General features: G+C 55.4%; 16 protein-coding genes and 2 pseudogenes. 8 read left to right on the top strand and 10 right to left on the bottom strand.

Annotation, left to right across the window (positions count from 1 at the left end; translation table 11 throughout):
* Positions 1-10 precede the first annotated feature (10 nt).
* From ACQZ51_RS20395 to ACQZ51_RS20370, 6 genes and pseudogenes are all read right to left on the bottom strand, one after another.
* A pseudogene (locus tag ACQZ51_RS20395) lies at positions 11-1,051 on the bottom strand (CgeB family protein); the annotation flags it as partial.
* Positions 1,052-1,065: 14 nt separating this feature from the next.
* Complete coding sequence (locus ACQZ51_RS20390; protein WP_448780026.1) at positions 1,066-2,139, bottom strand: CgeB family protein; 1,074 nt, start codon at positions 2,137-2,139, stop codon at positions 1,066-1,068.
* A complete protein-coding gene (locus tag ACQZ51_RS20385) occupies positions 2,136-3,266 on the bottom strand; it encodes a CgeB family protein (protein ID WP_448780024.1) in 1,131 nt (376 codons plus the stop codon). Before ACQZ51_RS20385 ends, ACQZ51_RS20390 begins: the two co-directional genes overlap by 4 nt.
* Positions 3,263-4,381 carry a glycosyltransferase family 4 protein gene (locus tag ACQZ51_RS20380; RefSeq protein ID WP_448780022.1) on the bottom strand — a complete coding sequence of 373 codons (1,119 nt, stop codon included), beginning with the start codon at positions 4,379-4,381 and terminating at the stop codon, positions 3,263-3,265. The genes ACQZ51_RS20385 and ACQZ51_RS20380 overlap by 4 nt, the downstream gene beginning before the upstream one ends.
* Entirely contained in the window at positions 4,378-6,417 is a 2,040-nt protein-coding gene (locus ACQZ51_RS20375; RefSeq protein ID WP_448780020.1) for an NAD-dependent epimerase/dehydratase family protein, read from the bottom strand. Before ACQZ51_RS20375 ends, ACQZ51_RS20380 begins: the two co-directional genes overlap by 4 nt.
* Positions 6,414-7,520: an NAD-dependent epimerase/dehydratase family protein gene (locus ACQZ51_RS20370; protein WP_448780018.1), complete on the bottom strand. Its 1,107-nt coding sequence runs from the start codon at positions 7,518-7,520 to the stop codon at positions 6,414-6,416. Before ACQZ51_RS20370 ends, ACQZ51_RS20375 begins: the two co-directional genes overlap by 4 nt.
* 377 nt (positions 7,521-7,897) lie before the next feature.
* Here ACQZ51_RS20370 and ACQZ51_RS20365 point away from each other — a divergent pair, with 377 nt between their 5' ends.
* From ACQZ51_RS20365 to ACQZ51_RS20355, 3 genes are read left to right on the top strand one after another with little or no spacing between them, the layout of a single operon-like run.
* Positions 7,898-8,893 (top strand): MDR/zinc-dependent alcohol dehydrogenase-like family protein, encoded by a 996-nt coding sequence (locus ACQZ51_RS20365; RefSeq protein ID WP_448780016.1) that lies wholly within the window; start codon positions 7,898-7,900, stop codon positions 8,891-8,893.
* Positions 8,890-9,924, top strand: coding sequence for a Gfo/Idh/MocA family protein (locus ACQZ51_RS20360; protein ID WP_448780014.1), 1,035 nt, complete (start codon positions 8,890-8,892; stop codon positions 9,922-9,924). Before ACQZ51_RS20365 ends, ACQZ51_RS20360 begins: the two co-directional genes overlap by 4 nt.
* A gap of 19 nt (positions 9,925-9,943) precedes the next feature.
* Positions 9,944-10,210, top strand: a complete 267-nt coding sequence (locus ACQZ51_RS20355) for a hypothetical protein (RefSeq protein WP_448780012.1) — start codon at positions 9,944-9,946, stop codon at positions 10,208-10,210.
* 7 nt (positions 10,211-10,217) lie between these two features.
* On the opposite strand, the gene ACQZ51_RS20350 is transcribed toward ACQZ51_RS20355, so the two are convergent.
* The 3 genes from ACQZ51_RS20350 to ACQZ51_RS20340 all read right to left on the bottom strand — a co-directional run bounded on the left by ACQZ51_RS20350 (position 10,218) and on the right by ACQZ51_RS20340 (position 11,638).
* A complete protein-coding gene (locus ACQZ51_RS20350) occupies positions 10,218-10,760 on the bottom strand; it encodes a DUF1003 domain-containing protein (RefSeq protein WP_448780010.1) in 543 nt (180 codons plus the stop codon).
* A complete protein-coding gene (locus tag ACQZ51_RS20345) occupies positions 10,757-11,017 on the bottom strand; it encodes a hypothetical protein (protein ID WP_448780009.1) in 261 nt (86 codons plus the stop codon). The genes ACQZ51_RS20350 and ACQZ51_RS20345 overlap by 4 nt, the downstream gene beginning before the upstream one ends.
* 108 nt (positions 11,018-11,125) lie before the next feature.
* Complete coding sequence (locus ACQZ51_RS20340; RefSeq protein ID WP_448780007.1) at positions 11,126-11,638, bottom strand: ferritin-like domain-containing protein; 513 nt, start codon at positions 11,636-11,638, stop codon at positions 11,126-11,128.
* A 389-nt stretch (positions 11,639-12,027) separates the two neighbouring features.
* Here ACQZ51_RS20340 and ACQZ51_RS20335 point away from each other — a divergent pair, with 389 nt between their 5' ends.
* Complete coding sequence (locus ACQZ51_RS20335; RefSeq protein WP_448780005.1) at positions 12,028-12,561, top strand: DUF4142 domain-containing protein; 534 nt, start codon at positions 12,028-12,030, stop codon at positions 12,559-12,561.
* Positions 12,562-13,193: 632 nt separating this feature from the next.
* Positions 13,194-13,535, top strand: coding sequence for an SPW repeat domain-containing protein (locus ACQZ51_RS20330; protein WP_448780003.1), 342 nt, complete (start codon positions 13,194-13,196; stop codon positions 13,533-13,535).
* Positions 13,536-13,635: 100 nt separating this feature from the next.
* Here the strand turns inward: ACQZ51_RS20330 and ACQZ51_RS20325 are convergent, their stop codons facing one another.
* Positions 13,636-13,875 carry a DUF6894 family protein gene (locus ACQZ51_RS20325; RefSeq protein WP_448780002.1) on the bottom strand — a complete coding sequence of 80 codons (240 nt, stop codon included), beginning with the start codon at positions 13,873-13,875 and terminating at the stop codon, positions 13,636-13,638.
* A gap of 311 nt (positions 13,876-14,186) precedes the next feature.
* Between ACQZ51_RS20325 and ACQZ51_RS20320 the strand changes: the two genes are divergently transcribed.
* The 3 genes and pseudogenes from ACQZ51_RS20320 to ACQZ51_RS20310 all read left to right on the top strand — a co-directional run bounded on the left by ACQZ51_RS20320 (position 14,187) and on the right by ACQZ51_RS20310 (position 15,566).
* Positions 14,187-14,459, top strand: a complete 273-nt coding sequence (locus ACQZ51_RS20320; RefSeq protein WP_448780000.1) for a DUF6894 family protein — start codon at positions 14,187-14,189, stop codon at positions 14,457-14,459.
* A 129-nt stretch (positions 14,460-14,588) separates the two neighbouring features.
* Entirely contained in the window at positions 14,589-15,314 is a 726-nt protein-coding gene (locus tag ACQZ51_RS20315) for a Crp/Fnr family transcriptional regulator (protein ID WP_448779999.1), read from the top strand.
* Positions 15,277-15,566 (top strand): annotated as a pseudogene (locus ACQZ51_RS20310) (type II toxin-antitoxin system RelE/ParE family toxin). Before ACQZ51_RS20315 ends, ACQZ51_RS20310 begins: the two are co-directional and overlap by 38 nt.
* Positions 15,567-15,659: the final 93 nt, after the last annotated feature.

Here is a 15,659-nt window from a genome sequence, read left to right as displayed (position 1 = left end):
CCCTCACAAATTCGCGGGCCCGCGCTACCCCGATGTGGCTTTCCATGACGATCGCACGTGCGCGCTCAGCCATCTTGCTTCGATGCACATCATCCATTCCGGTCAGGGCATCGATGATATCTTGAGTGGCCTGCGCGATGGTGATCGAGCTGTCGTTGGCAAACAGCTCCTCAAGCCCGCGCCATTCATCGCTGATAATGGGGGTTCCGCAGGCCGCAGCTTCAAACAGCCGCACACTCGGCGACCAGCCCGCAGCGATCATGTCAGCACGGGTTACATTCAGGGTGAAGCGTTGGCGGCTGTAAAAGGACGAATGGTCGCGCGGTGCAAGGTGCTCTATCCGTTCGACATTGGCTGGCCAATCGATACTCTCGGGATATTGCGGTCCCGCGACCACAAAGCGCAGATGCGGCAACCGGCGTGCAGGTTCGATCAGCAGCCTTTCCAGAGTGGGCTGACGGTCCGGGCTGTAGGTTCCGAGATAACCGAGATCCCAGACATGCGACTCACCGGTGGGGCTATATCGGCGCTCGTCGACAGAACAATAGAGAGCGATCGCACGGCCCACCCCGTAACGCCTCTCCAGACGATCAAGAACCTCACCTCCTGAAAAAGAGAAGTAGGCGTCGAAGATCGGCATTTGACGCTTCGCGAGGTAGTCCTCTTCTCCGCTGTCGAGCTTGGCGAGTGTGACCGGGGTGTCGATGTCGTAAAAGCAGAAGTTGGAGATGCCGATTTCGGTCAGGCGGTCGATCACTTCGACACCATCGGGCACATATGACCCCACGATAGTGGCGTCAGCCTGCTCAAGGCGAGGCCGATATGTCTCGATCAGGCCGTCAACATCGGAGTAATAGGCAAGTTCGCAAAAATCGGGATCGGCGAGATCGCGGTTGCTGGCGTACCATGGCACATCCCTCTCCAGAAAAAGGACGCGGTGGCCTTCTGCGTCGAGCCCCCGGATCAGGGAACGGAACGTCGTTGCGTGACCGTTTCCCCAAGAGGAAGACAATGAAAGACCTATAAAGACGATGTTCATTCGTTGGGTCACTGGGCTGCCTCCGTTTACTGCGGAATGCGGGTGCGAAACACGGCGTCAACATCCGCAGCCCTGCTCGTGTAAGTGTGCTCGGCTATAACGCGGCGGAGAGCATTTCTTCCCGTCAACATGGCGGTCTCGGCAGTCAGCCCGGCCATGATCTCAATGACATCCTGTCCATCGCGGGCCACGAGAACTTCCTCACCCGGCTTCAGGAAGAGGTCTATTCCCTCCCAATAGTCGGTAATCAGGCATGCCCCCGCCCCAGCGGCCTCGAACACCCGAGTGGCAGGCGAGAAGCCGGTTTCAGCCATGCTTGAGCGGGAGATGTTGAGAACGGCTTTCGGTGTCACGTTAAAAGCATTGTGATCACGCGTGGAAATGTGGCCGAGATAGGAGACGTTCCCAGACATGGGCTTGTCATTCCATCCAGACCCACCGAGAAGAAAGCTCGCGGTAGGTAGCTTTGCTGCCGGCTCCAGAAAGAAACGCTCCATCCGCGCTTCCCGGTCCGGAAGCCGATTGCCCAGAAAACCCAGATCCGCCTCGAAACGAGCGTCTCGTTGGACGGGATGATGGGTCTCGGGATCCAGCGCGTTATAGATCGGTATGCAATCCCGCGCGCCGAGGGCACGATAGGCCTTCACCACCGGGTCCCCACCGCCATAAGTCAGCACAAGGTCAAGCATACCAAGGGCTTTCCGGAATGGATGATCAGGCGCCGCATGCAATTCAGCCAGTGTCGCAGGCGCATCGACGTCCCAGAAAATCTTGAGTGCATCGGGCCGGGCGGCAGAGAGTATCTCATTGAGCAGAAGGTCGTCCTCAAAGCCGACGCCGCTTGCCTTGATGACGATATCCGCCTTGCCTGCCTCTGCGGCGACCGACCTGGCGGCACTGACGGTGCCGTCATAGACAACAACCTTGCACCAGTCCGGTGGCTCCATGTCACGGTTCTTTTGACGGTCGTACACATCAGGTTCATAAAAGGTGATGGCATAGCCTCTCTGCGCAAGCGCACGGATGAGGCCGCGATAATAGGTGGCCGCTCCGTTCCAATAGGCAGAGACAAGGCTTGATCCATAAAACGCGATCTTCATGCTACAGCCTCCTGCGTTGCGATTTGGCGTGTCACCCGGTCGGTGCCGCAGCTTGAAAGAATGGAAAACAGCTCATTAACGCGGTGTCGGCACGTGTGCCGGGCGGCGATGGTTTCAAGGCCTGAACGGGAAAGCGACGAGGCTAATTCCGGGTCGGACAGGATGTCGTGAAGCAGCGCCTTCATTTCATCGCCATCACGGGCAGTGAGATAGTCCTCACCGCGACGAAACAAATGTTCGGCATCGTCCCAGGGTGCGCAAATCAGAGGAATGCCGCATGCCATTGCCTCGAACGGACGGATCGTGGGTATGCCCGACAGATGCTCAACATAGGGACGACGCGGAATATGAACCGTTGCCCTGTAGCGGGCAAAGGCGGCCGGCACCATGGCATTGGCAATCCAGCCGCCGAATGAGATTCCGGCTTTGCTCAGTGCATCAAGGGCATGGTCAGGATATCGAACCCCGTGCACCCACGTTTTCAGCTCCAGTTCCTTGGAAGGCTCCACAAGGAATTCGATGATTTCTGCCGATCTTTCGTCGTCGCCCCAGTTACCCACCCAGATCAGGTCGCCGATTTTTTCGACATCCGGCATGGGTTTGAACAGGCTGTCATCTGCCGCTTCGTGCCATGTAAACACCGTGCGGCCCCAACCGGCTGCAAAGTAGCGTTGCCGTAAGGTTTCTCCAAAGGCGAGAATCCCGTCGTATTCCTGCAGCATCATCGCAGCGATATCTGCGTGCGCGGAGACTGCGCGGTGGTGGGTATCATGAAAAAGCAAGGTGAAGGCGCCACCCCGGCCACGAATACGGCCTATTTCGGCGATGATAGCAGGGTCGGTCCATTCGTGAACCACCACCACATCCGCGTCAGAAACGGCTGCTTCGTGATCAAATCCAGTGTCATAGCTAACGCTTCGGAGCTCTGGAAATGTTGTGGCGAAATCAGCCAACGGCGCATCACCCTGATCTTGCAGAAGGTTGAGGCGGCTCCAGGAATCCACAGGCTCCAGCGCAACCGCATCATGACCGCGCCGGATCAGGTCCCGCATGATGCCGCGCAGGAAATGCGCGTTGCCATGGTTCCAGTCGGACATCAGGGAGTGGGTGTAAAAGATGAATTTCATGATAGCTCCATGTGACGAAAGGAGGAGCTGCGGCGCAGCAGCCTGTTGTAAAGATCGGCGATGGCCACCGCCTGTCGTTCGATCTCGAAATTTTGGGATCGTTGCGCTGCCTTCTCAGCCAGCCGCCGTCGCAAAGGTTCATCGTCCCACAGACGGTTGATTGCAGAGGCAAAGGCGGTCGCGTTATGTGGATCCGCAAACAAGGCCGCATCGTGCCAGAGTTCGCGGTAGGTCGGTATGTCCGCCAGAACCATTGCATTGCCGGCGCGTGCCGCTTCCAAAACCGCCAGTCCGAAGGGTTCATAAACAGATGGCGATACGAAGATGGAGGAATGCCGCATCAGTGCCGCAACCTCATCATGCTTCAGCTCTCCCCGGTGGTCGGCGTGGCGGATCGGCAGATACTGCCCCTGTGGCCCTCTGTTTGCGCCCGCCATAATGATCGTGCCGTGAACAGATTTTGCGGCTTCGTCGAGGATATGGCCATTCTTCCCCTCGTCCCACCACCGTCCCGCCGCAACGATCAAGGCATCTTTTTCGGCAGCACCCGGCTCTGCTCGGGTGGCGTTATAAACCACCGTCAGATTGCGGATTGCGCCATAGGCATGTTTTAACATCGTCGCATGGCTGCGGCTTGGGGCAAATACGGCGTCGGCACGGTCAAAGCCTTGACGGTTCAATCGTCTGTGCCATTGCCAGTCTAGCGGCACATCCTGTCCCCGCACCCCTGCAAACCACGTGACCACACATGAATGCGACATTGCGACGACTGGAAGGTCAGTGGCGAGCATGGCCGCCTGCGACGGCAGATTCAGGTGCAGGAGATGGACATCTTCGGATCTAGCGACTTCTTCAAGAGCAGGGCCAACCTGCGCCAGCGCCTCTTCTTCCTGCACCATCCAGTCGAGCGGAGCGTCGAGCCAGCACAGCGTTCCCAATGTCTCAGCCTCCGCTCGCTGCGCGTCAGAAGGTTGCGGTCCCAGACCGACAAACACCACATCGACATCAAGCAGTCGAAGACCTGCGGCAAGGTCCATCGCATACCGCCAGACACCGCCAACGGCATCCACTGTCATCAACACGCGCGTTGTTTCGCTCTGGCCGGGCCTCATCATGCCAAAGCCTCACGCTTGTCAGCATTGGACGGCAAGCGCCCGCCGAAGCGATTTTCAACCAGCCATTCCGTCAGATGCCTGAGGCCGTCACGCCATGAAACGGTCGGTTTCCATGACAGCGCTGAATCCAGCTTGTGTGTGTCGGCAACAAAATAATACTGGTCACCCGCGCGCCAGTCTGCGAACTCGACCTGCAATTGCTGTCCTGCCAGATCTTCGATGGCGTTGAGAACGCTGAGAATACTGACTGCATTGCCCGGCCCACCGCCCAGATTGAAGGCCTGACCTTTCACCTGGTCAATCGATCGAAGCAGGGCGCGATATGCTGTGACAGCATCATCAACGTGCAGGATATCGCGGACCTGCTTGCCATCGCCATAAATGGATATCTTCCGACCTGAGAGGGCCTGGATCAGGAAATGTGCCACCCAGCCCTGATCTTCCGTGCCGAACTGACGGGGACCGTAAATGCAGCTCATGCGCAGCACGGCTGTCGGAATATCGAACGATTTCGCGTAATCAAGCACATATTGATCCGCTACGCCCTTCGAGCATCCGTACGGTGTGCAGAAATCAAGCGGACGTTCCTCCCCAATGCCTCGCGAGCGGATTGTTTCGTCTGCCGGGACGTAGCGATCATCCGTTTGAAGCATCTCTATATCTTCGAGTGCGCCATACACCTTGTTCGTGCTGGCAAAGATCACAGGTGCCCGCTTGCATGCCTTGCGGACGGCTTCCAGCACATTGATTGTTCCGCGAGCATTGGCTTCGAAATCATCCAATGGATGTGCCAGACTTGTTGTAACGGCGGTCTGTGCTGCAAGATGGTAGACGGCTTTTGCATCCGTAAACGCGGCCTCTATGCTGCGCATATCGCGCACATCTGCAAGAACTGGGTGAACACGTTCGCCATAGCGTGCCGTTAGCCATGCAAGATTTTGATCAACCCCCGGACGCCCCAGATTGTCGAGAATGATGACATCGTCACCATCTTCCAACAGGCTGGCCGCCAGATTGGATCCTATGAAACCACTTCCTCCGGTGACCACGGTAGGGGCCGCCCCGGTGGCGAGATTTGGAGTGGCAAGCCGCGTGACCTCCTCCAGCCTTGCCACGCCGCCTTCCAGCAAAAGGCGCGCCAATAATTTGGGCTGGTGATCATGTGTCACAGCGCCGAGATGATAATGGCGCGGATCAAACCACAGCCCCTCCTGAACGGGAACATCGGGTGAGACATCCTGCCAGGAATACCAATACATGCGGTCTGCAGGAACGTGCAGCGCCTTCATGAAGCGGCGCGCCTGCTCCATCTCGTCACTGCGCCATGTGGAATAACCGGTTTCGGTAATCCATATTTGAGCCTGCGGATTGAAGCGGTTCAGGATTTTGCGCATCTCCCCCAGATGCATATCCCATCCGCCCCACGCACCTTCTTCACTGTCCCAGGTTCCAGGAAAGCCGTGGAAACCGACCGCGTCCACAACGCCTAAAACACCGCGCTCACCCATCAGATTGAGCCAATAGGGGTCGAAAGGGCAGGGCCCTCCCAGAACGGGCTTGAAACCGCGCTCTTTTGCCCAGAAGGCGGCACCGCCGACCATCTCGCAAAACAGCTGGAAATCGCTGTCTTCGCGCCAATCCCAGTCGAGCAGATTGTTAGGTTCATTCCATAGCTCGATATGGCGGAAATATTTGCCGTATCGTGTCAGAACGTGGTCGACGAAGTCAGCATAGGATTTGAGGTCGTGAGGTGCGCCCGATGCGCGGCCTGTACGCGACATGGAAGGCGGTGTGTAGTGCACGCAGGGAAGAAGGTCGATGCCTCCACCCAACCGGGGAATGAGCCAGTCGAACCAGGCCTCGCCGCCAGGCGCCAGATATTCTGCCCATGAAAGATGAGTTCGGAGATAGCTGGCACCGCTGGCGAGGATTTGAGGAAGAAGTCGTTCCGTGCGCTCATATTCGCCGGGGCGGAACCACTCGACAAACCCGTATGTATCCTTGGGAGACGGGCCTTTTGGATCAGAGGACGTCATGAGACCAGCCCTCTTTGTTCCAGGTGCCGCTTCATCTCGGCACTGCGATCCACCGCTCCCGTGCTACGGACCCACTCGGCAAACGGCCCGAGTGAGTTTTCCAGCCAATGCTTCGGTTCAAAGCCAAGGACAGCGCGCGCCCTCGAAATGTCCGCAAAGCAGTTGCGGATATCTCCAGAGCGGGATTTGTTCATGATGTCGGGCGTAATCTCCGGAACACCCATGGCATCGGCGAGAAGGGCAGCGACCTGTTCGATCGTATAGGCTTGCCCGCTGCCAATGTTGATGACTTGACCCCGCGCCTCAGGTGTTTGCAATGCGAGGCGAAACGCACGGGCAACGTCTCTGACGTGAACAAAGTCCCGCTTTTGTTGTCCGTCTTCAAAAATCATCGGTGGTTGTCGGTTGGCGAGCCGCGATGCGAAGTTTGCCAGAACGCCCGTATAGGGATTGGAAAGCGCCTGCCCGGCACCAAACACATTGAAAAGACGCAGCGCGACCGCGTCCACTCCATAGGCTTCTCCGAAAATCAGGACCTGCTTTTCCTGCGCATATTTCGTGAGGGCATAAATGGAAGCGAGATCGACTGGTTTCCCTTCATCGGTTGCCACAGGAACCAGAGATCGACCTTCGGGGGAAAGCGGGTTCCACTCAGCCTTCCTGATGTTTTCCGCACTGCGACGCGCCACATCAAGCGATTGTCCCTCGGTCGTGGTATATCGCCCTTCACCATAGACGCTCATGGAAGATGCGACGACGATCTTCTTGATGGGTTTGCCGATCATCGCTTCGAGAAGGACGGCCGTTCCCAGATCATTGCCCCCAACATAGCGGGCGATTTCATACATCGACTGGCCGACCCCGACCTCGGCTGCCAGATGAATGACACCCTCAACGCCCTCCAGCGCTGCCTCGACCACGGCCTTGTCTCTGACATCGCCACGAACGACCTCTGCGCCTTGCGGCATCACGGCCTGTGCGTCCGCGTGAACCTGATCTATAAGCGCATCGAGGATGCGCACCTCGTATTTGTTGTTCAGAAGTTCTTCGGCGACGTGACGACCAATAAAACCGCACCCACCGGTGACCAAAATCCTTGTCATGGATACCCCATAAATTGCTTTTCAGGCGTTTTGACGAGCGCCGAACAACAGCGGGTTGGAAAAGTTCCTTCTTCTTTGATATCTTTGACAACATCATTGACTTCATCAATGACAGCGGTGATCCAGATGCAAAATCCGCCTCATCGACAGAGATAGCTCATTGAAAAATATTGATAAATTGAGCCTTTGCTATTTTGGTCTGCCTTGTCTTCATTGATGATTTCTGTGAAAATTGTTCGGAACTCTGCCGATTTTTGTAAGTTCGGTCGGCCCGAATGCCAATGGCGTTTGGAAAGCGCCAATTGTGAGAGCAGCAACATGCCTGCCGTTCAACGCCAGCGTTTCAACAGTCTTCACAGGAAATTTTGGATCAGCACATGGATATGGAAAACTCAAACTCATTGCAACGCACGCAGCTGACGGCGGCCATCATTCCAGCCGCTGGGCAGGTGACGATTTCAAATTCTGTCTTGCGCCAGCCTTCACCGGGAGAGGTACGAATCCAACTGGAAGGCTGCGGCGTTTGCGCTTCAAACCTCACGCCCTGGGCTGGCCCGGAGTGGATGGAGTTTCCCACCGAACCAGGCGACCTCGGCCACGAGGGGTGGGGCAGGATCGACGCTGTCGGAGAAGGTATCGATGATTTTAAAGTGGGAGACAGGGTCGCCGCACTGTCTTACAATGCCTATGCCAGTCACGATTTTGCAACGACCGACCGAGTCGTAAGGCTCCCGTCGGCTCTGGATGGAAAGCCCTTTCCGGGCGAGCCGCTCGGTTGCGCCATGAATATTTTCAAACGTGCAGAGATCCGAGAAGGCCAGACGGTGGCCATTATCGGCATTGGTTTCCTTGGTGCCCTCCTGACGCAGCTTGCGGTCAGCGTTGGGGCCAGGGTCATCGCGATTTCCCGCCGTTCCGAACCGCTGGAGATGGCAAAGCGTCTTGGCGCATCGCATGTGATCACCATGGATGACCATTGGCGGATCATCGAAGAGGTAAAAGCGCTAACAGGCGAGAGACGGTGTGATTGTGTCATTGAAGCGGTGGGCAAGCAATGGCCGCTCGATCTGGCCGCCGAACTGACCATGGAGCGCGGCCGTCTGGTAGTCGCAGGCTATCATCAGGATGGACCCAGACAGGTCAACATGCAGATGTGGAACTGGCGGGGATTAGACGTCATCAATGCCCATGAGCGTGACCCCGCTGTTTACATCCAAGGCATTCGGGACGCGGTGGAGGCGGTGTGCGATGGCCGACTTGATCCGTCGTCTCTCTATACACACACCTATCCTCTCCATCATCTGGACCAAGCTCTCAACGACGCACGGGATCGTCCAGGGAATTTCGTCAAGGCATTGGTGGTCAACCCATGAACAGCATAATCAAACTGGAAGATGTCCGCCGTGCCACGAAGCCAGCCCGACTGGGATTTCTGGGCGTCGGCTGGATCGGGAAAAGCCGCATGGAGACCATGCTGGCGACAGGGCTGGTAACTGCGCAAGCTATTGCCGATCCCTGCGCGCAAACGCTGGAAGCAGCATTGACCGCTGCACCGGCAGCCGAGGGCGTTCGGACGTTGGATGAACTTCTAGACCGCGACCTCGACGGTATCGTGATCGCAACGCCCAGCGCACAGCATGCTGATCAAGCCATTCGCGCCCTGAATGCTGGTGTAGCGGTGTTTTGCCAAAAGCCGCTGGGGCGCGATGCGGCCGAAGTGCGCGCTGTCGTCGATGCCGCCCGAACAGCCAATGTTCTTCTCGGCGTAGATCTGTCTTACCGACACACCAAGGGAATGCAGCGCATTAGGGAGTTGCTCGACGCACGGGCGCTCGGCGATGTCATGGCTGTGGATCTGACATTTCACAATGCCTATGGTCCCGACAAACCCTGGTTCTATGACAGGGAACAGTCCGGTGGCGGATGCCTGATTGATCTGGGCGTACATCTTATCGATCTTGCGCTCTGGGCTCTGGATTTTCCCCGGATTGTCAGTGTTTCCAGCCACTTGATGGCACAAGGCAAGCCATTATTGGACCTGTCCGGTCCGGTTGAAGATTTCGCAGTCGCTACCCTCCAACTGGAAGATGGCACGGTGGTTCGCATAGCCTGTTCCTGGCGGCTCAATGCTGGAACTGATTGCGTCATCGACGCCACCTTCTATGGCACAGACGGAGGTGCTGCCATGCGCAACATCAACGGCTCCTTCTATGACTTCGCGACGGAGAAGTTCTCCGGGACATCGAAAGAGCCTTTGGTCATGCCGCCGGATGACTGGGGTGCGCAAGCGGCGATCGCCTGGGCAAAGCAGCTTAGTCTCGGGAACCTTTTTGATCCGGCCAGCGAGAACCTGGTCACGGTTTCAAAGACGATCGATCAAATCTACCGCAGTTCGAAGGTTTGAAACCGGCCAGGAGGTGCAGATGTCGAGGCAGCGACTGACCCCCGGAAAAAAGAATCGCACTTTACCGAGCGACATGCTGGGCAAAAGTCATCTTCCTCGCTGGATCATAAATGCTCTCGAAAAAAGCGGCGTGAAAAAGGTGAGCGCTGTCGCTACTCTTTCCGACATACAGCTTCTGGCGATGCCCGGCATTGGGCTCCGGTCGGTCGCATTGATCCGTGCAGAACAACGCAGGATCAATGCCGAACGCCGGAAGTGTCTACAGGATGAGCAAACCCAAGCCTAGCATTTCCTTACGCCTCACCCTTGCGCTCTATGTGATCGAGTATGGCCTCCGGCCGCACCTCTTTCTTGAGTTCTGAGACCCCGTCCTCTTCGCCATCAGAGACGTTAAGTTTTGCCGCAATGGCTTCAACCATGTATATCAGGCGGGTTGTTTCTCGCTCATTGAGTAGGTTTACCTGCAAGTCGAGGTCAGCGCGGAGGTTGTCCTGCGCCGCCATCCTGTTCTGGTTGATGAGTACGAATGTCGACAGAAAAATTGCCTCGACCGATGCTTCCATGGCGAGGATGACGAGAGATGGATCCCATGCGGGCAGCACCGGTATCCAGCCTGTGTTTACGACAATCCAGATGCCATAGAAGACAATGTGAATGTAGACGAACGGCATGGAGCCGACGAACCGGCTGATGGATGAGGCAGCGCGTTCCTGTATGCCAGCCTGTTTTTCACTTGCGCGTCGACGCTCTATGAGAGCGTCGATATTGGTCCTCAGCACAGGGCCTAGTTCATCGTCCTCGGGCGCTGTCACTGCTCTTAGCTCGCCATCGTTCATTCACGCTCAACGAACTTGTTGAAGCGACTCGTCTCGCCATCTTTCGTCTTGTCCTGATAAAGAAATGCAAGCCTGCCCTCTTCGAAGATCGTGAAGAACTCTTCCCAACCGATCTCCTCGAACTCCTCTTCCTTGTCACCAAAGTCGATCCGCAGAATGCCACCTTTACCGTTGGTACGAATGACGGAGGGACACCCATCGCGTGCCTCAACCCACTTTTTAATCGTATCGTGATTGGTCGTTGTTTCAGAGCTCATCGGAACCTCCTTTTGGGCTCAACCGCCCCACTCAGATTGGTGCAGGCAGCCAGTGCAATAGCAACCAGACAGATTGAACCAACAGCGGCTATTCGCCTGCTCATGATTTCAGACCTTTGCCTTCTCTCCGGCTTCGGACAGGGAGATGAAGCGGCTGGTGACCATGGAAAGATGCTCTTCAAGCCAGGCAGCCATTGCCTGCTCCTCACGAAGATTTTCATTGAGTGCCGAGACGGCACTCGTAAATCCGCCATTCTCACCCATCAGCAAAAGCGACCTGTAGGCTGCAATCTCGAAATTTTCGAAGGCGAAGTTGGCAAAAGAATTCTTGAGGATCTCGTCGCCTGCCATCGTATGACCCATGGCCGCCATAGACCCCGATATTGAAAGCCCGACATCTTTCAATGTCGAGTGTGTTTCCGACAGTCCGTGCAATATTTCTTCCAGACGCGAAATCTGACCTTCGGTTTCCCTGATATGAGCCTCGATCCTGTCAGCGACCTCCGGGTAATGTTCGATGCGGGTAAGTTGCGGATTCAAGATCGACAAGGCCTGCTTTTCCATCGCGTGGGCATTGCGAATGCCTGTGACGAAGATGCTGCGTGCGTAATCGGTTTCCATTTTATGACTCCAGTTTAAGGTGCCATCGAACATTCCCGAGGGGAATTGGTTCCTGAAAAACATGGCCCCTGTTCGGTCCTAGACCCTCCTCTGCCTTTTGCATTCGGCGGCGATGGAACAATGTGGCCAAGCAAAGGTTTGGCGCGGACGCTTCTTGTGCTCGCAAACTGGCTGTTTTCCTGGGGAATCGGCATGATTGCAATCCTCGCATTGCTGAAGATTTTCCTTGTCCACGCATGATACGCCGGCATGACGCATGGATTGTTGAGTGCAGTCCGCATGGACTTCCAGTCCACAGTCAAAACTGGCGCATGGAATTCGTCCTTTGCTCAGGAACCCGAGGCTGCGATGCCAGTTAGTGCGCCCATCACCAACAGGAGTAATATGTCATGAAGAAAATCATACTTCTCGCATCCATCGTCTTGGCAGCTGCCGGATCGACAGCAATCGCACAATCGACCGCTGAAAAGACGGGCGTTAATTCCGTGATGGGGATGGCGCCCAAGACAGAGGATTTTGTACTGGAAGCTGCAAGCAGCGACATGTTCGAGATCGAGTCCAGCAAACTTGCGTTGGAGCGTGCCGATGAAAAGACAAAGGATTTTGCTCAACAGATGCTGACGGACCACCAGAAAACCTCCGAAGAGTTGAAGGCCATGGTGACGTCCGGGAAAGTAAAAGCCAATATTCCCACCGCCATGTCTTCTGCTCACCAAGAAATGCTTGATGAACTGAAGAAGCTCCAGGGTGAAGAATTCACCAAGCAATACCATTCGGATCAGGAAGACGTGCATGAGGATGCTGTTGACCTGTTCACACGCTACGGTGAGGAGGGTGAAAACAGCGACCTCAAGAGCTGGGCCGCCAAGACCCGGCCAGCTTTGGAACATCATCTTAAGATGGCCACCGATATGAACCAGTAGGTTATCGGCCTGTCCCCGGCATGGCGGGGGACATCGCCCTCATGGCCACGTTGATAGAAATCCTCGTGGCGTGTCATTGGTCATCGGCTTCCCGCCATGCAGGCTCACATTATCGGCTGCCTGGTTCCGAATTGGCATCGGCAGGACCGGCAGGCGCGTTTTCCTCTGTCTGCCCTCTGTCCGGCGGATTTGAGGGAGCCGTCTCTGGGACAGTTCTGACGAAATAGACAATTGCAAACATGGCAACCACGACGATAGCGGCACAGATAAATGGCCAAATTGTTCGGTTGTTCTTCATCTGAATGACTTTCCGTTAATCGCCTTCATAAAGTTTCTCGAACTTTCGTTTCCGTTCCTGCTTCTCCTAGAGTGTTGGCTCACGTTGTCGAAGCAGGACGAAAATGAAGACGGCGCCCAGTAAAAGTGGACCGCCCGCAACGACGGCAAGCCATAGTGGGTCTGCCATAGTGTTTCTCCTTTCCAGGGGGTTATGGCGCTGTTCTGCTCCCGAACTTCATCGCCAGCCCACGGTTCCGAAGTTATCTGGTGAATACAGTTTGACAGACCAGCGTCGGTCGGGAACTCAACGGCATTCGCGAAGTTTGTGGAGATCGAAAATCTGGAGACGTGGCATGCGATTTGTTCCGACAAAGTTTCATGGATTTGTGGATTATCTGGTGGGGCTGGTCATGATGGGCCTGCCGTATGTTCTGGGACTGAATGGCACTCCGCAAATGGCTCTCGTCATTCTGGGCGTTGTTGTCATCTTCTACAGTCTCATCACCGACTATGAGCTTGGGATGCTCCGGTTCCTGCGAGTCCGCTTCCATTTGTTTCTCGATGGGCTCCTTGGCATAGCCCTGCTGGTATTTTTTTCGCTGTTTGATCTCCCATTTTCGTTGATATGGCCCGTTTATGTGATCGGCGCGACCGCACTTTTCTTTGCTGCTACCACCCAGGTTCAGGCAAAGTAACAGCCACCTCGGCCAGTGAACCTTGACCTGTTCGTAATTCTGCCGTCGGAAGAGGCGAATGCAGGGGCTTGGATCGAGCGATCAGTGATCTTGCCGCCGGCTATTCGTCCGACGTGATCGCGTCTTTCATCGAAAACGTGGAGAGGACCTGCCCAGCTTCATCGCATATCTGAATGCGGCGCGAGGAGATGTCCCGGCCTTGCCTGACGGCATTACTCATGAGGTGAAGCGCATCGCGGAGCGCCTCGATTTTCGCGATGGAAAGGTTAGGGAGTTCGGTGCCTTCCTCATCTAATATCACTCCTGATGTCGTCAATTGATGAAAGAAGAATAATGGCATCAGTTATAACTCCACCGGCCCCGTCACATCGCGCGTATTTCATAACAATGATTAAAGGGCGTGCGTTCGATATCGTTCAACGAGAATTGGACCTAACATGACTTGTGTGCAGAAGCGTACATAACGAGCGACTGATTTCTTATCACGCTGACGGGCATGCAGCTTTGATGAAAACACTAGAACTGCAGGCAATGATTCCCAGCCTTCTTAATGACCTAGTTAGATGAGATAATTATTCATCATCCGCTTTCAACCAAGGCGCGGATGGCTAGGAGCCCCATTCTGCTCTTGCCTTACTGGGAGCGAAGCCGATGGCTCGATATTTTTTCAATTTTCATGACGGTGTTTCTTTCCTCGACACCGTCGGATCTGAACATTCAGACGTAGACAGCGCCAGAAACGAAGCTGTCGAAACGGTCGCCGAGCGGCTTAAAGGCGCACTTCTCAACAAGTCTGATTCGTCTTCCTGGCTTATGAACGTCACGGATGAAAATGGCCTTACCGTTATCATCCTGTCGTTTTCAGCGACCGTCCAGATAGTCGATCCCTTTGCTCTGGCTGATGCCCGCAGGTCTGCTCAATAGAAATGTCAAAACCGCACAGAAGCCGTCCGCCTCTTGGCGTGCCAATGCTGTTTGACGCATAAGCTTAAGATTGTTGACGTCACACCCCGTCAGCATGAGAACGGGCTCAATCCCGCCGGAGGCTGGACAATGTCCGACATTTCTCAGTCAACTGTACAAAACCTTCTTCTTCGTTCTCTGCCTGAAGAGGCATTCGCGTTGTTGAAACCTGACATGAAGCGGGTTGGTCTACCGTTGCGCTCAGAGTTGGTCTCACCCGATCTGCCGATTGAAGATGTCAATTTCCTTGAGAGCGGATTAGCCTCGGTTGTTGCTACGAATTCCGACGATGAGTCAGTTGAGGTAGGCCATGTGGGATTTGAGGGAATGTCAGGTACGCATCTTGTCCTGGGTGTCGAGAGCACTCCCAACAAAACCTTCATGCAGGTCGAAGGCAGCGCAATCGCCATACCGGCAGCCACACTCCTCTCTGTCATAGAGCAGTTACCGGAAGCGAAAAAAATCATCCTGAGATATGTTCACTGCCGCGACATGCAACTTTCACATTCTGCCCTCGCAAACGCTCGCTATAATATGTCCGAGCGCTTGGCGCGGTGGATATTGATGTGTCACGACAGGCTGCGGACCAATGATCTGCCGCTTACCCATGAATTCCTCTCACTGATGCTAGGCGTCCGGCGCTCCGGAGTGACCAACGAAATTCACATCCTCGAAGGTGTGCATGCCATCAAGGCGACCCGGGGAAACATCAAGATACTCGACAGGCAGAAGCTCGAAGAAATGGCGAGCGGCTCTTACGGCATTCCGGAACGCGAATATGAGCGCTACATCGGCTGGTCAATTCGCTGGGCATAAGCCTCTGTTGATCGACGATCTATGCACCGCCTTCATCGGCCCCCCGGATCGTGGCCGAAATTGCAAAACAGGCGCTCACGAACGCATCGTCGTTGCAGTCCGTCGCCTGATCGCTTTTCCAGCAAGTGGCCGGTTTGGCAAAATTGCCGGACATACAGGCTCGTAATCAGCGTGACGCCTTACGTCGCAGCGTACACAATCACAGAAGCTACGGTTCGAGTACTGCGTGTCTTGCACGGGGCTCAGGAGTGACCTGAAGCTTTTTTAGTTAATTAGCCTAGCCTAATAGCTTTCGGATCGGGGTGTTGGTGGTTCGCTTCCTTTCAAGGCGTTCTACTTTTTTCA

It is taken from the genome of Agrobacterium sp. CG674, from assembly GCF_053521645.1.
The sequence above is the reverse complement of the archived record's forward strand: the minus strand, read 5'-3'. Positions and strand labels throughout refer to the sequence as shown.

What these genes read in the sequence shown, in the direction of transcription:
- ACQZ51_RS20390 (WP_448780026.1), bottom strand. Translation starts at nt 2,139, where the DNA reads ATGAAGATCGCGTTTTATGGATCAAGCCTTGTCTCTGCCTATTGGAAC.
- ACQZ51_RS20385 (WP_448780024.1), bottom strand. Translation starts at nt 3,266, where the DNA reads ATGAAATTCATCTTTTACACCCACTCCCTGATGTCCGACTGGAACCAT.
- ACQZ51_RS20380 (WP_448780022.1), bottom strand. Translation starts at nt 4,381, where the DNA reads ATGATGAGGCCCGGCCAGAGCGAAACAACGCGCGTGTTGATGACAGTG.
- ACQZ51_RS20375 (WP_448780020.1), bottom strand. Translation starts at nt 6,417, where the DNA reads ATGACGTCCTCTGATCCAAAAGGCCCGTCTCCCAAGGATACATACGGG.
- ACQZ51_RS20370 (WP_448780018.1), bottom strand. Translation starts at nt 7,520, where the DNA reads ATGACAAGGATTTTGGTCACCGGTGGGTGCGGTTTTATTGGTCGTCAC.
- ACQZ51_RS20365 (WP_448780016.1), top strand. Translation starts at nt 7,898, where the DNA reads ATGGATATGGAAAACTCAAACTCATTGCAACGCACGCAGCTGACGGCG.
- ACQZ51_RS20360 (WP_448780014.1), top strand. Translation starts at nt 8,890, where the DNA reads ATGAACAGCATAATCAAACTGGAAGATGTCCGCCGTGCCACGAAGCCA.
- ACQZ51_RS20355 (WP_448780012.1), top strand. Translation starts at nt 9,944, where the DNA reads ATGTCGAGGCAGCGACTGACCCCCGGAAAAAAGAATCGCACTTTACCG.
- ACQZ51_RS20350 (WP_448780010.1), bottom strand. Translation starts at nt 10,760, where the DNA reads ATGAACGATGGCGAGCTAAGAGCAGTGACAGCGCCCGAGGACGATGAA.
- ACQZ51_RS20345 (WP_448780009.1), bottom strand. Translation starts at nt 11,017, where the DNA reads ATGAGCTCTGAAACAACGACCAATCACGATACGATTAAAAAGTGGGTT.
- ACQZ51_RS20340 (WP_448780007.1), bottom strand. Translation starts at nt 11,638, where the DNA reads ATGGAAACCGATTACGCACGCAGCATCTTCGTCACAGGCATTCGCAAT.
- ACQZ51_RS20335 (WP_448780005.1), top strand. Translation starts at nt 12,028, where the DNA reads ATGAAGAAAATCATACTTCTCGCATCCATCGTCTTGGCAGCTGCCGGA.
- ACQZ51_RS20330 (WP_448780003.1), top strand. Translation starts at nt 13,194, where the DNA reads ATGCGATTTGTTCCGACAAAGTTTCATGGATTTGTGGATTATCTGGTG.
- ACQZ51_RS20325 (WP_448780002.1), bottom strand. Translation starts at nt 13,875, where the DNA reads ATGCCATTATTCTTCTTTCATCAATTGACGACATCAGGAGTGATATTA.
- ACQZ51_RS20320 (WP_448780000.1), top strand. Translation starts at nt 14,187, where the DNA reads ATGGCTCGATATTTTTTCAATTTTCATGACGGTGTTTCTTTCCTCGAC.
- ACQZ51_RS20315 (WP_448779999.1), top strand. Translation starts at nt 14,589, where the DNA reads ATGTCCGACATTTCTCAGTCAACTGTACAAAACCTTCTTCTTCGTTCT.